Raw genomic sequence first — 16,460 nt, forward strand, 5'->3', positions numbered from 1 at the left:
TTTGTGTTTTTTGTTCTTCATTTTCTCTTGAGCGCTCTATTATAGTACGTTCACCGATGTTTTTTACATATTTAAAAAAATCATTTTAACTTTTAATTTTTCTTGATGTTCACAAATGTAGTTGTGGCAACATTCTGATGGCGTTTTACAACAAAATATTGCAATTATGCCTACTAAATGTTCTTTTTGATAGTATTAATAATAGTGAAGTTACAAACAAATACCATCTGATGAACAAAAGAATACTTATTTTACTTTTCTTACTTCTCGGCTTTAGTTTTTCAATAAAAGCCCAATTAAGTGATCTCCATTATTTGCCCCCATTAAAGCAAGGTCAAAATAATCAAGCTGTACAACAACAGGCTGTTTATTTGTCTACACCAGAGCCAACAACTTTTACGGTTAATGCTTACAGAGGTACAAATACAACACCAATTGCAACGTTTAACATTTCAAATGTTAGTCCGGCTGTATACACACTTGGTAACGGAGACAACAATATTACGTTGGTTACAAATGAAAATACGGGTGTTGTATTAAGCAACAGTGGTTTACGTTTTGAATCTCCTAGTGGAAATAAATTCTATGTTAATTATAGAGGTTATTCTGCAGCTCAGGCCGCATCTTTAACATCTAAAGGTAGAGTTGCAATGGGAACAAGTTTTAAATGGGGAGGTATTCCTAATTTAGGACAGCACTCATCTAAATCTAATACATTAGGTATAATGGCTACAGAAGATAATACTGTAGTAGATGTATATGGTTATGATCCAGATTGTGTATTTAGAAACGGTAATGATGTAGATGGTCATACAGATAATACTTATCAGATAACATTAAACGCAAATGAGTCTTTTGTTTTTGAAGCTTACGTTGGTAACTCTCCAACTCAAGCTCAAAGAGATGGGTGGATTGGAGCATCTATTAAATCTACAAAAGATATTGTAATTAGTAATGGTGGTATGAACTTTGGTCGTCAGGCAGGTTCATCAAACCGAGATGCAGGTATAGATCAACCTGTGCCAGAAAATAGATTAGGAAAAGACTATGTTTTTGTAAGAGGTAACGGTAATACAAATGGTACAACAGAGTTTCCTTTAATTATAGGAACAGCAGATAACACAAATATATATGTTAATGGTGGCACAACACCAATAGCAACAATTGATGAAGGAGAGTATTTTGAGGTGCCAAGCAGTTACTATTCTGGTAACAGTGTTGGTGCAAATATGTTTGTACAAACCTCTAAAGATGCTTATGCTTACCAATGTATGGCAGGTGCAGCAGAAGTGTATACACAAGGTTTAAACTTTGTTGCTCCTGTAAACTGTTTGCTGCCAGATAATATGGATAATATTCCTAATATTAGAAATATGGCAGGTACTACTGTAACAGGTGGTGTAACTATTATTGCGGCAACTAATACTCCAGATGCAAACATAAAAGTTTATGAAAACGGAACAGAAATAACATCTATGCCAGCTTCTGTAGCAGTTGCAGGAACATCAGACTGGAAAACATTTTTTATTCCTAACTTAGATGGTAATATAAGTGTACAATCTACAGGACCAGTAGCTGTTGGCTTTTTTGGTTATAATGGTGCCAGAGGTGTTGCAGGATATTTTTCAGGTTTTGATACAGTACCAGAAGTTATTTTAGAAATAAGAGGAGGTAGTGGTTGTTTTGTTGGATCAGAAATATATGAAGCAACAAATAATTTTGATGCCTACCAATGGTATGAAGACGGAGTACTTATACCAGGAGCAAATAGTCCTAATTATGCGCCTTCTGGAGCAGGAGAATTTTTTGTAAGAGGAACAAAAGGACCTTGTACTTATGATTCTCAGCCAATTAAAGCACTTTATTGTGATCCAGATGTTGTTTTAGACAAAACGGTAGACAAGTCTGAGATAGTAGAAGGTGAAACTGCGACCTTTACAATTAAGGTTCGTAACTTAGGTCTTGGGCCATTAACCAATCTTCAAATAACAGATAATATACCAACAGGCTTAACATTGGTATCTAACTTTACAATAACAGGTTCATTTAGTGGTAATGTTTGGAACATAGGTACACTAGATGGAGGAGAAACTGCTGAATTAGAATTAGTGGTTAGAGGAGATGAGATAGACATACTTCCTTTATTAAATTTAGTAAATACAGTAACTAACACACAAGATCAAACAGATACAAATAGAACTACAGATAGTCCAACAGCAAGAATTATTGTACATAATGATTATGATAATGATGGTGTAATTGACTCTATTGATTTAGATGACGATAATGATGGTATCTATGATTCTGTAGAGCAACTTTGTACTATATCTGGAGATGTAACTTTTGGAACTCCTTCATCAACAGTACAAGGAGGAACACCAATAACAGAAATTTTTACCAATTTTAATGATTTTTGGAGAAGTTCTTCTACAAGTATAAATAGTGTAAGACCAAACTTATCTCATGAATTATTAGCTTTTACTTCTGGCGGAACAACTTTTTCTACAGGTGTCATAGATGATGATCTTTTTGACGCTAATAGTAATGGCTTAATGGATGGTATTGACACTAATAACGATGGTTTTGCAGACTTAACCGTTTCAGAATCTAATTGGTTAGGGTTAACGCCTTCTAATAATATTTTTGGAGAAATGACTATAGAGGGTAGTCTTAACGATGGTGATGTAAATAATGCTTTAGGTTTAACAGTAGTAGGAGACCCTACAACAGACCCACTAAACCCTTTATTAACTAACGGTCAAAATAGTTTAGATTTAGGTACAGCAATTGCAAATATTGGAAATAACTGGACCTATGAAATAGATCCGATTGTAGCAGCTACAGTTGGTGATGGTATTCCAGATATTTTATTAACACAAGTTGCACAACCAGGTGGTGCAGGGCATATTATTAGTTTGTACGATGCTACAGGTGCTCCTTTAGGTAATGCTGTACAAATACAAGCTTCAGGTAGTGGAGCATTGTCTACAGTAGTTGGGGCTTATAATTTAGATGTCTATTACCCAAATGGTAGCGTTTTCTTTGCAAACACAACCAGAGAATATCGTTTAGCTACTATTGAATTATCTGAATTTGGTATACCAGCTAGTAGTATAAGTGATGTTGCATTTTTACGTTTAGAATTATCTAGTGATGCAGACATTGCTTTTTTAGCTTACAATACAGACTCATTCTCTGGATTTTGTGCTAATTTAGATACAGACGGCGATGGTATTCCAGATCACCTGGACTTAGATAGTGATGGTGATGGGTGTAGTGATGCTAACGAATACTATAAAGATGATAATGCAGATGGTGGTGATGATGGTGTTTATGGTGTAGGAACACCTGCTGTAGACCCTACAGACGGTACAGTAATTGCCGCTTCATACACACAGGTTTTTGCTCCAGAAATTTTATTAGAAAATACAGTTGAAGATTTATCTGGTACCGATATTAATGGTGATGCAGTTAGCTTAGGGCAAACAATGCAGTATGTACTTCGTTTTCAAAATACAGGAGATGATGATGCTACAAATTATACTATTAGAAATATACTACCAGAGAATGTTATTTTAGACGGAGTAGATTTTTCTGGTGCTCCAGGAGCATCTTATACAGAAGATGTTGCTAATCACACATTAAACTTTACTATTCCAAATAGCTTAGTAGAAGTAGGAGATCCAGAATATATTATAAGAATAAAAGTATCAATTACAGCCAATTGTTCTGAGTTTGTAGCAGCTTGTTCTTCAACATTAGAAAACATAGCATACTCTACTTACCAAGGTACAGTAAATACAAATACTTTTTCAGATGAGGGTGGTGCAACTTCTATAGGAGCTTGTACAAGAGATCCAGAAGTGGCTAGTAATTCAATTTTAGATGATTTAGCAGCTTGTAACCAAGCAAGAACAGTACAATTGTGTGGAGATGATGTTGTTTTGTCTGCAGGTACTGGTTTTACGGCTTACAACTGGGTATTAGATAATAATGATAACGGCATTGTAGATGCTGGTGATACGGTATTAAATGATGGTGATCCAGATACAGATCCTAGTACATACTTAACAACTGTTATTGGTAATTTTATTGTAGAAAAAACAGGAGATGCTACTTGCCCTAATTTAATAGAGCGTATAAAAGTAGAACGTTTTGGTACTACGCAAACAAACCCTGTATTAGACTATTTTAATTTTGTAAATAGTGATGCTAACCCAGATAATGATATGCAAGGTGAAATAGCTACTTGTCCTATAGACGGTAGTTTATTACCTAAAATTTATTTATGTGGTGCAGCAGATGAGGCTACAATACAGTTAGGTATTACAGATGCAGATAGTATTACTTGGGAAAAATTAGATGATACTAGTTGTTCTGATGCTGGTGATGACTGTGCAAATAAAAATGGAACCTGTACTTGGAATGCTGTATCTAATGTAGATAACTATACAGCTACAGAAAGCGGAGAATATAGAGTTGTTGTTCGTTACTCAGGTGGTTGTTTTAGTCGTTTTTACTTTACAGTTTTTAAAAATGAATTAGATATAGAATTTACAACTAAAAATATCTTATGTGATACAGATGGTAACATAAGAGTAACTAATGTAGGTGCTGGTTACGGTTTTCAGTTGGTAGATGCAATTAGTGGTGCAGTAGTTGTTCCTTTTTCAGCTAACAACGGACCAAACTTTGATATTGCTACAATTGGTACATATAGAGTACAAGCAACACAATTAAACCCAGCAGATAATACACCTATAGACGGTGCTTGTATTTTTGAAACTGAAGATATAGGTATTAGGGAAGATATTTTTACTGTTAATATAACTACAACTCCAGAAGATTGTAATACGGGTGGTACAATATCAGTACAAGTAACTAACGCATTACCAAATTACGGTTACGAACTTCGTTTAGATGATGGGGCTAATGGAGGCGATGGTTCTCCATTACGTAACCATCCAACTGTGAATGATAATACATATGAGTTTACAGGTGTTTCACCAGGAGATTATATTGTAATTACAACTACACAAGATGGTTGTTTAAATTCACAAGATATAACAGTAGGTGAAATAGAAGAGCTTAAATTAGGTGCCGTTACTACAGAAAATATTACTTGTACAGCCGGTGTTGTAAACTTAACTCCTACGGGAGGTTTACCTAGCCCTGTATATGAAATGGCTATTTGGAGTAAAGACGGAGTAGCATTATATGCCGATGAAGCTTCTATTCCAGATTCAGCCTTTACAGAAAGTACTACTTTCTTATTTGGATACAGAGGTGCGCCATTAACTTATTTTGATAATGAGGAAGGTGAGTACACTTTTATAGTAAGAGATAAGAATGGATGTTATGCTACGTCTGTTCCTGTTATTATTGAAGATTTAGGAACTCCAGAAATAACAGCAACACATAGTACAATTACCTGTGCAGATTCTGCAACATCTACACTAACAGTTAATGTTACAGGTGGTACAGCACCTTACAGATATAGTCTAGATGGTGGTACAAATTACCAAACAGTAAACACATTTAATAATTTAGCTGCAGGTATTTATACTATTACAGTTATGGATTCTAGCGGAGCTACTATAGACACAGGTTGCGAGGTAAGCGAAGATTATGAAATAGACCAACCTTTTAGGTTATCTGCTTCTGCATCTATTATAGAAGACGCTTCTTGTAACCCAGCTGGAGCCTTAATAAAAATATTAAATCCTAATGGAGGAGATGGTACATACGAGTATAGTTTTAACGGCGGTACAAGCTTTAGTGCTACAGATACAGCTAATTTAGCTCCTGGAGATTATGAGTTAGTACTGCGTGATGGTTTAGGTTGTACTTACGAAATGGAAATTACAGTTCCAGACCCAATTACAGCACCAACATTTTCTAGTAGTGTTACGTATGACTGTATTGGAGATGGTACAATAACTATGACACCGTCTAACACAACAGACTTTAGTTATATTTATAAGTTAAATACAATAGACAATACACCACCAAGCAATAATGTATTTGCAGGAGTTAGTAATGGTAGTTATACGGTTACTGTAGACTATGCAAGTGTATTAACTGCTGGTCAGTCTACATTGTTCTATGAGAGTTTTGGAGCAGGTGCTACTACACAAATAGCAGAAATAGGATCAGATTATTGTTATGAACCGCAAAGTGGTGCAGAAACAGCTTGTAATCGTGGTCCGGCTGGTATTCTAGTAAATGGTGAGTACACAGTTACTAACACTGTTACCAATCCGGTTCCTAGCTTCAGAAGCCCTAACGACCATACAGGTTTAACAGACGGTCGTTTTTTAGCTATAGATGTTAGTACATTCTCAGATGTATATGCAGCTCCAGTTTTAAACGGTGTTTTATGGTCTAGAAACGGAATAGAAGTATTAGCTAACCAAGATATTACTTTTTCATTATGGGCATATAACTTAATGCAAGTAGGTAGCAGCGGTAATAACCCAGAAATGACAATAGAATTAGTAGATGGTTCTGGTACTGTTATTTCTAGTGTAGCAACTGCAGAAATACCTAAAAATACAAGTGCAGACGACTGGCATAACCGTACGGTTACTTTTAACCCAGGAGCTAATACAACTGTAGGTATTGTTATACGTAATAACGTAAATAGTAATGATGGTAACGATTTAATAATAGATGACCTTAGAGCTACACAAGCACCAGAAGCTTGTGCGCAATCTGCAGATGTTACTGTTGTAGTAGAAGATAATAAAGAGTTTAGTGCAGCATTACTTGGAACAAAAGATCCTAATTGTAATGGTGGTTCAGATGGTAATATCCGTTTTGAGGTTTCTAATTTTGATGCAGCAACAGGATTTGAATATTCTGTAGATGGAGGTACAAACTGGGTAACATCTTTAACATCACCAGTAACAACAGCATCTAATTTAGCAGATGGTGCATACAATGTACTTATTAGAAAAGTAAGCGATAATGCTTGTGTTACAGATATTGATGCAACATTAACAGATCCAACAGCAATAGTACCAAGTTTAAGTGAGACTTCTGCATATACGTGTTTTAACACAGGCGCAACATTAACAGCTTCTGCTACAGGTGGTTCTCCAGGTTATGAATATCAGTTAGAAAGAGCTGCTGATAATTCTATTGTAAGAGCATACCAAACAGATGTTAACTTTGTAAATGTTACAGAAGGAGATTATGTAGTTCGTGTTAAGGATGATAAAGGTTGTGAGCTTGCTTCAACAGTAGCTGTAACAGTAGATAAATTTGAAGATATAGATTTTGATTTAACTGCTACATCTTGTTATGATGGAGCAAACAACGCTACTGTAACTGTTACAGTTACAAGTGGTAATGGCGACTACAATTTTAGAATAAATGGAGGTGCTTGGATTACTCCAATCCCATCAACTTCTAATACGCATACATTTACAGGTTTACCAAATGGTAGTTATGATATTGAAGTTACAGATGCTTTTGGATGTGTATCAGTATTAAAAACAATAGTTATACAACCAAACTTAAATGCAACTGTAAATGTTGTAGATGTAAGTTCTTGTGCAGATGGTAGTATAACCGTAGATGCTAGAGGTGGAGATGGTAATTTAGCTTATGCTTTTGTACCAACAACAACTCCTGTTACTGCAGCAGATTTTTCAGTAACAGATACATTTGCTGTAGCAGCAGCAGATGCAGGTAGTTATGATGTGTATGTTTGGGACAATGGAGCGGCAGACCCACATTGTGAGTATATGGAAACTGTTACAGTGAACCCAGCAACACCTTTAACTTTTACTGCAGATCCAACAGATCCTGATTGTTATAACGGCTTAGGAACAATAGCAATAGAAATAACTTCTGGTATTGCACCTTATACTTATGAGATTGTAGATATAGATAACGCTGGTGCCTCTAACGAGACAGTTACCAATGTAATTAACAACACCAAAACATTTTACAACTTAGCACCAGGAAATTATACAATTAATATTACAGACGCAAGTGGATGTGCAGTAACAACTACTCCTAATGTAACCATTAATAACCCTGATGAGTTGACGGCAGATATTATAGGTATTACACCTGTTACTTGTACAGGTACTGCTAGTGATTTTGGTTTTAGATTTGATGCTTATCCATCTACTTTAGGAACTATAGAATTTAGTGCAGATGGTGGTGCTACCTGGACTGCAGATAACTCTGTACCTGGAACGACAGATAGGTTAACTGGTTATTTGTCAGGAGATAGTGTTTACCCTTCTATGAGAACGGTAGATGGCTCAGGAAATACAATTTGTCAAACAGATTTTCCAAGGTATACAATTCCTTATCCTTTAGATAATTTAGATATTACGATAGATGCTGTTGTTGTAAATTGTAATGAGTTACAAGTTAAAGTACAAGGTTCTGAGGGTACTCCGGGTTATGAGTATGCAATTTCTGAAGATCCAGCAAACTTTAACCCTGCTGCTGCTACTTGGATAGCTGGTGGGTCAGTAAATGATTCTTCTGGATCTGCTGTACCGGTTACAGCAGGTCACGGTAATTACTTGTGGACAGGCTTAACTCCTGGTAGAACATATGTTTTTTATGTGCGTGATTTTAACGGTTGTGTTCGTCAGAGTGATGTGAATGTAAACGATATTGTAAATCCACTTCCTTTAGATGTAGATTTTACATCTACTCCTTCTTGTGATGGAGCAGATAATGCAACAATAGATTTTACAATTACAGATAATGATCTCCCTTTTGGATCACAATACAGATGGGAATTGTACAATATAGCAGGTAACATTATTAGATCTAGTGGTAATGGTACTACTCCTGGTATGGCAGGTACTATAGTTACTTTTGATAGTAATTTACAAATAACCAATTTGGTGCCAGATGAATATTACATTGTAGTAACAGAAATTGATGGTGCTACAGATACGTGTATATCTGCATCAGAGAATGTGTTGTTAGAAGAATTAGAACCTATTACTGCTACTTTAAGAAAATTAGAAGATATTGCTTGTGACACTCCTGGACTTATTGCAGTAGAGAGTATCACAGGTGGTGGCGGTACATATACATTTACGCTTACAGATCCTTCTGCAACAGTAATTGCTACTGGTACACCAGATAATCCTTTAGAAATTCCTGCTGGTTCTGTAGCAGGTAATTATACTGTTAGTATTAGTGACCAATATGGTTGTGAGTATCCTTTAGGAACAATTAATATGTTATTAGCTGCTAATCCAACAATTGATGGTATTGAAGTTGATAACTGTAGTACATCTACAACGGTAACAGTGAATACAACTATTGGAGATTCATCAACTTTAGTTTACTCTATAGATGGTGGTGCAAATTACGTTTCTAACGGAGGTGTATTTACAAATGTAACTGTGGGCAACTATACTATTTTTGTAAAAGATGGTAATGGGTGTATAGATTCTAGCACTGTAGATGTTTATCCTTCATTGCAGGCGTCTGCTACTCTAGAAGAAAGTTTAGGTTGCACCAATGATGCCGAGATTTTAATAAAGGCAACAGATGGATCTGGTAATTATGAATATAGAATTGTTAACTCTTCTGCCACTGAAATTGTAGCTAGAACAGGTTTCACAACTTCAGTAAATGCAGTAGTAACAACTGCAGATACCTATACTGTAACTGTATATGACACTAATTCTGTTCCAGAATGTTTAAGACAATTTACAGTTGTAGTTGCACCAGCAATACAGCCAAACTTTACAGCTACGCCAACAGACGTAACTTGTAATGGTGGTGTAGATGGTGTTATTAAAATTACCGAAGTAAATAATGGTAATAACCCATTAACATATACAATATCACCAGCAGCAACTTATGACCCAGTTACAAATTCGTTCTCTGGTTTATCTGCAGGATCTTATGACGTTACAGGTACAGGGCCAAACGGTTGTGTAACTACTAGAACATCTGTAGTGGTAGGTGAGCCAAATGTAGTAGCGTTTGCTACACCAGTTGTTAACCAATTTGGTTGTACATCAGATAATACTGCAAACAATGCAACTATTGTTTTAGATGAAACTAGTATAATAGGAGGTAGTACTACTTACGTTCGTTATGAGTTTGAAGATGTAGCTACTGGTACTGTATTGCAAAGTGGTACAAATGCAACATATAACTATACAGAGTTTGCTGGAGGTAATGTTATTGTTCGTGTTATTGATGATAAAGGTTGTAGTGCAGAGCAAACAGTTACAGTGTTAGCATACAATCAATTGCTAACGGCCAATGCTGTTGTAACAGACGCAATAGCTTGTTCTAATGCCGGCGAAGATATTAGGGTAGATGTTACAGGTAGCATTACAAGTTATACTACTGGTGCTAACCCTGGTGATTATCAATTTACATTATTGCCAAGTGGTACACCTCAAGCATCTAATTTGTTTGCAGATTTACAACCAGGTACGCATACTATATTAATAGAAAATACAACTACTGGTTGTCAAATAACTACAGAGCACATTGTAGCAGAGCCTAATACTTTTGATGTTCATGTTGAGATAGTATCTGATGTTATTTGTTTTGGTACTGAAGGACTAGTTAGGTTAACTATAAGTGATGCCACTTATACAGGAGGATTTACATACAGAATTTATGAAACTAATAATACACCAGCAGATCCTTTAGATGATGGTATGGCTATTAGAAGTGGTAGTTCTGCAGATTTTGGACCTACTGCACCTATAAACCTAGACGCTGGTAATTACAGAGTAGAGGTAATACAAGATGGTTTCCCAGATTGTACTCAAAATAGATTGTTTAATGTAAAGTCTCCAAGTGCTGCTTTAGCATTAGATCCTATAGCTACAGAGGATGTTGGCTGTACAAATGATATGGGTACGGCAAATATTAAACCAACAGGAGGTTTAGCTCCATATACAATTTCTATTGTAAATAATGTTACTCTGGCTACAGAAACAGTAAGTGGTGTTAACTCATACTTATTCCAAAACTTAGCTGCAGGCCAATACACTGTTACTGTAGATGATGCTCTGGGATGTTCTAACACTTTCTCTAATGCGTTTAATTTGGTAGTTCCAGATCCTATTTCAGGAACAATTACAAACACAGATTTAGTTTGTTATGGAGATTCTGATGCAACAGTAACCTTAACTGTAAACCCAAGAAATGTTACTACTACTTACAAGTATGTATTAAATAAATACACAGATGCTAGTGGTAGTACATTAGAAACAAGTAGTGTTAGTCAGTCTGCAGACACATTTGGTAATTTAAGTGCAGGTTTCTATAGCATAAGTGTTGTAGATGCTATGTACTGTGACTTTGAATCTTCAATTATAGAAATTGTAGATCCATTAGAACCAAATGCTAGCTTGGCTACAGAAACATCATTAGGTTGTACTACAGGTGCAGCATTAGAGTTGTCTGCTACAGGTGGTACTGCTCCTTATACTTGGAGTACAGATGGTGTAATATTTACAGCAATGAACAATGCAAACGGTCCAGGAACGCATTTGTTTACAGGCCTTTCAGATGGTACATATCAATATTATGTTAGAGATAATTTTAACTGTATCTCTACTGTATCTAATGTTGTTGTTATAGATCCAATTGCACCTTTAACACTTGTTGTAGATGAAAGTGCAGCGGTTATTAATTGTAACGGAGAAAGTACAGCTGTAATTACTGCTAAAGCAGATGGCGGGTTAGGTAACTATGAATACGGATTATTTACAGACGCTACGTTAACTAATCAAGTTAGAGCATACCAAACCTCTGAAATATTTGCAAACTTACCAATGGGTACGTACTATGTAAATGTACAGAGTCAGGATTGTGAAACATTATCAAGTGTAATAAATATAACAGAACCAACACCATTAAATGTAGTACCAGATATTACAAATGTGAGTTGTAATGGTGATGATGATGGTAGTATTGTATTAAATGTAACTGGTGGTACAGGTAATTATCAATATGCAATATCTCCAGATCTTAATAAATTTGATGATGAAAATATGTTTGATGAGCTTGTTGCTGGTGATTACAGTGTAATTGTACAAGATGAAAATGGATGTTTTGATCTTATAGAGTTTACAATTACCGAACCAGTAGAGTTACAAATGAGTTTAGCATCTACACCAGAAATTTGTGCAGGTGAAGAAGATGGTACAATTACAGTAACTGTAACTGGAGGCACAGCGTCATACAGTACTAGTATAAATAGTAATGCTGATGCAGATTTTGTAGAGGGCAAAATGACGTATACAGATTTAGCAGCCAATAGTTATGTAATTTTTGTTAAAGATGCTATGGGTTGTATTACTAATGAAATTGTAGAAATTGCAGCAGGTGCAAACCTAACAGCATCGGCTGAGGTTATGTATGAGTGTACTGGTGATACTCCAAATAACAGTGTTGCTATAATTTTTGAAGATCCAACAGTTACAGCAGATGTACTGTATGGTTTAGATACTACAGACCCAGCATTAATGGTATTAGATCCAGACTTTACAAACTTGTCTCCTGGTATGCATTATATTACTATTGCACACGCTAATGGATGTATAAACACGGTAGATTTTGAAATAGAAGACTTTACACCATTACAACTAATTGCAGAGCAGCAAAGTATTAATGAAATTACAGCTTTAGCAACTGGTGGTAAACCAGGGTATACATACTACTTTAACGATGTTAATAATGGAGATGATAATACATTTTACATTAAAAAGACAGATACGTATACAGTAAGAGTTGTAGATGAAAACGGATGTGAGTCTATACAAACCATATTTATGGAATTTATAGATATTGAAATTCCTAATTTCTTTACACCAGATGGTGATGGTCAAAACGATTTTTGGATACCTAAAAACATAGATCAGTTCCCAGATATTTATATTACTATTTTTGACCGTTATGGTAGAGAAGTATATAAATTAGAGGATAATGAACAAGGTTGGGATGGTTTATACCAAAATACAAATTTACCAACGGGTGATTATTGGTATGTTATTAAATTAAATGGTGAAAGTGACGAAAGAGAATTTATGGGTCACTTTACATTATACAGATAAGCAATTTTAAAATTGATATTAACCCTTCTAAATTTTTAGAAGGGTTTTTTATTTTGGCAAGCTTTTAAAATTGTATTTACTACATTTGAAAAATTATTACACAAATAAACTTTAAGGTTGGACTCCACCAAATTTGTATTATTTACCGCAGACAATAAATACGTAGTAGAGTATTTATTGCAACAACTTATACTTAGCGATAGTATTACAGAAGCCTTAATTTTTGAAGAGTACGACCTAGCAGTAGGTTTTAGAAAAATGCTAGCTAAAAACTGCAAATTAGACTGCTCTATAAATACGTATATAGAATAATTTTTTTGCTCCATTAAAAAACAATCTCTAAATTACTCTCTGTAAGAACTATCTTTTAATTTTATAGGAAAGAAGTCTTAGATCATAAGCTTTTATTAGAATTTCAAGGTAAACAAATAACAATTAATTGAATAAAACAATAAGAAATAATAAAGCAAAAAATAAGATACTAAAATATCTTACAAAAGATTTTAAATATTATTTAATTTTTGATGTTTCAAAAAATGAAAATATTGATGAAGATTTAACTTTTGTATGCGCTGAAGAATTAGAAAGATTAGAATTTATCGATATAATGGACGTTTCTACTCAGCAAGGCCCAGGAATTAAATTAAAACTAACTAGAAAAGGGAGTTTATTTTTAAAGGATGGAGGTTTTCCATTTACTAAGTATGAAGTATTTAAATTATTTATCAAAAACCATAAAACAACAATTATTTCAATACTAGCACTTATTTTAAGTATTATTAACTTTTTTATAAAATAAATTAGAGTGGGACTATTCAATTTCTTTAAAAAAAAGAACACCAACACAAGTAAAAGTGAATCATCTTTAGATGACAAACAAAATAATTTTATAAATGATATGACTAAATCTGCTGATTTTTTTGTGAGTAGTAGTTCAGAAAAATTTAAAGGATTAGATTATTCCGTTAAAAGTTTAGAGGTTGTTGATAATATGTTAGACGAAGCGTCTGATTTTTATAAGCAAATGGATAAGGAACAACAGCAAAATTTAATTACAACAGTTGGTTCATATATTTTTGAAGTAGCACGGCAAAATTTTGGAGGAAAATATTTTTGGTATGATAAATTAAACCAGCCAATATTAGTTACTGGTCAACCTAATTTTGAAGCTTCAATTATTGCTAATGACAAAGTAGAAAAAAGATTAGTTAATGGTGTAGAAGATAATATTCCTTTTTATTTTGAGGGCTATGTGCAACTTATTAATGCAGAGAAATCAGGAATGATTGTTTAATATCAATCTTATAAAAAACAATAATACATATGATATGTACCGTATACACACATAAAATTGGTGTAGATAAAATTGTAGAAGTACTAAAAAAAAGTATTTCTAATGTAAGTGTAAATACTACAGGAAACTCTAGTAAAGTAGTAGCAGAAACCAAAGGTGGTTTGTTTGGTAAAGGCAGTAAATTACTAATTAATTATAGAGAACGGTTACAGCCAGATTATCAAATTCATGCAACAGAAGATTGCCCTTTAAACGAGAACTTAAAAGGTTTGTATGGTTATATAAATTCTTTGCCTACCAATAATGAAAATGTAAAAGGCTTGTGTTTAGCCAAAGTACAAACATTAAACGCAGAGTTTTCTATTCAGCAAGAGGGTACCATTAAAAACTTAAAAGAAATAATATTAGAGTTAGCACAAGAATTAGATGCCGTACTTTTTGTACAGCCAGACGCTCTAATTTCAAAATCTAATGGTCAGCATTTTTTAGATAAAAATTTAGACTTAATTATAGATGGTGATGGTAATTGTGAAATAGAGGAATTAGTTGTAAATATAGACTCTAAGTATTATGACAAACCTCAAACAGAAGCTACAGAGGACCAAAAATTAAGAAAAGAACAAAATGATGCCTTTATAGCATCAAAAAATATAAAAGTAAATAAGAATTTACCATTTGTAGAGAGTGAAGATAGTGTAGAAATTCGTTCAGCAAAAGAAATAGCAGAGCGTGTAACTATACTAGCTGTTACTAATTTTGTTGCATTTAATTCTATGTCGGGTTCAGATGCATTAGAGTATATAAGTAAATATAATTTAATTGATTTAGTAACACCAAAAGAATTAGATTTTTTACAAAACCCTACCGAAGACAAAAAAAGTCAAGAAACTTGGAAATGCGAGTGTATTTGGGTGCTTTTTTGGGCATTAGACAAGACAACAGAAATAGGTTTTCCTAACGCATTGGCTGACTTAAATAATATACCAACAGAGCAATATCCCGTAGGTAAAGATAAAGATCCTTGGAATTTTATAAACGCACAAACTAGTGTAAAAAGTACAGCAGAAATATTAAATGCAAACGACTTATATTACCGTTTAGATTGGGCTTGTGTAGACGCAAGAATTAATGGTTTACAAATAGAAGAAGTACACCCAGGCGTAGTTTACGAGCGTCATTACGCATTAAACTGGCTTATAAATTACAACAATGCCCAGTGGGATGATGTTAGTTGCGACACTTAAAATTTTAAATTGAATAAAAATCTAAAAATATGCCTAGAGCTATTATTTTAATTATTGTTGTATTTGCTGCAATTATAATTTTTTCTGTTTTTATTATGCCTAAAAAGAAAAAGAATAATATAGCAGTTGTTAACGACACTAAAAGTTTAAAGTCCAGCAAGGTTCCTGTTGTGGTTGCTAATCAATCTTTATCTTATGCAGATAGACTTTTAGAAACCAAAAAGTATTATCCTTTTGCTATGTGGCAAACAAACTTTACAGAGTTTAATATGGAGCAGTACACAGAGGAAAATTGTAGTGCAGCAAGGCATATTTTTAATACCTTAATAGCTAATTTAATTACTTTAGGAGAAAATGGAAAAGAAATAGAGAAAGTTTCCTTTTTTGAAACTGCTGTAACTGAACTAAATAATTTAAATAGTAATGCTGACGGTTTAATAGAAACCGGAGAAAGAGAAGATTTATGTGAGCTTATAGATCATATTACAATAGCAGCTGATTTAAAACCAGATGATTATGCAGATGGTGAAGGATTAGCCGATTTATGGAGAGAATGGTAAGTTTTAACTAAAAAAACAAGATGAAAACACAGGACCTAAAAAATAAACCAACAGATAAATTAAAAGGAGAACTAAAAGGGTTAAAAGTAATTACAACTGCATTAACAATTGTAGTCTCTTTTTTAATTATTATATGTATTTATGGTTTAGTCGCAAAAGGTAATAATGCTGTTTTTACTCCCTTGTTAGTTGTTGCTTTCTCTACTGGAAGTATGATTCCTTTAAACTATATGAATATGAAAAAAATAAAAAAAGAATTAGAGTCAAGAGAGGTAAATTAAACTTT

The 16,460-nt window shown here is 34.0% G+C and carries 7 protein-coding genes; all 7 read left to right on the top strand.

Annotated elements, in window-relative coordinates; genetic code table 11:
- Positions 1 to 230 precede the first annotated feature (230 nt).
- The 7 genes from AX016_RS11735 (at position 231) to AX016_RS11765 (ending at position 16,455) form a co-directional block, all read left to right on the top strand.
- Positions 231 to 13,076, top strand: coding sequence for a T9SS type B sorting domain-containing protein (locus tag AX016_RS11735; RefSeq protein WP_100895791.1), 12,846 nt, complete (start codon positions 231 to 233; stop codon positions 13,074 to 13,076).
- Between the two features lie 117 nt (positions 13,077 to 13,193).
- Positions 13,194 to 13,388, top strand: coding sequence for a hypothetical protein (locus tag AX016_RS11740; RefSeq protein ID WP_100895792.1), 195 nt, complete (start codon positions 13,194 to 13,196; stop codon positions 13,386 to 13,388).
- A 127-nt stretch (positions 13,389 to 13,515) separates the two neighbouring features.
- A complete protein-coding gene (locus AX016_RS11745; RefSeq protein WP_100895793.1) occupies positions 13,516 to 13,875 on the top strand; it encodes a hypothetical protein in 360 nt (119 codons plus the stop codon).
- A 6-nt stretch (positions 13,876 to 13,881) separates the two neighbouring features.
- The gene (locus tag AX016_RS11750; RefSeq protein ID WP_100895794.1) at positions 13,882 to 14,370 is read left to right on the top strand and encodes a hypothetical protein; all 489 of its coding nucleotides are present in this window, start codon (positions 13,882 to 13,884) and stop codon (positions 14,368 to 14,370) included.
- Between the two features lie 29 nt (positions 14,371 to 14,399).
- The gene (locus AX016_RS11755) at positions 14,400 to 15,614 is read left to right on the top strand and encodes a DUF4272 domain-containing protein (protein WP_100895795.1); all 1,215 of its coding nucleotides are present in this window, start codon (positions 14,400 to 14,402) and stop codon (positions 15,612 to 15,614) included.
- A 29-nt stretch (positions 15,615 to 15,643) separates the two neighbouring features.
- The gene (locus AX016_RS17300) at positions 15,644 to 16,174 is read left to right on the top strand and encodes a hypothetical protein (RefSeq protein ID WP_198519434.1); all 531 of its coding nucleotides are present in this window, start codon (positions 15,644 to 15,646) and stop codon (positions 16,172 to 16,174) included.
- 20 nt (positions 16,175 to 16,194) lie between these two features.
- Positions 16,195 to 16,455, top strand: a complete 261-nt coding sequence (locus tag AX016_RS11765) for a hypothetical protein (RefSeq protein WP_100895796.1) — start codon at positions 16,195 to 16,197, stop codon at positions 16,453 to 16,455.
- The last annotated feature ends 5 nt before the right edge of the window (positions 16,456 to 16,460 follow it).

The sequence above is a fragment of the Cellulophaga sp. RHA19 genome, assembly GCF_002813425.1.
Classification (GTDB): domain Bacteria; phylum Bacteroidota; class Bacteroidia; order Flavobacteriales; family Flavobacteriaceae; genus Cellulophaga.

Excerpts from the sequence above, each read along its gene's own strand:
- AX016_RS11735 (WP_100895791.1), top strand. The coding sequence starts at position 231 with ATGAACAAAAGAATACTTATTTTACTTTTCTTACTTCTCGGCTTTAGT.
- AX016_RS11765 (WP_100895796.1), top strand. The coding sequence starts at position 16,195 with ATGAAAACACAGGACCTAAAAAATAAACCAACAGATAAATTAAAAGGA.
- AX016_RS11755 (WP_100895795.1), top strand. The coding sequence starts at position 14,400 with ATGATATGTACCGTATACACACATAAAATTGGTGTAGATAAAATTGTA.
- AX016_RS17300 (WP_198519434.1), top strand. The coding sequence starts at position 15,644 with ATGCCTAGAGCTATTATTTTAATTATTGTTGTATTTGCTGCAATTATA.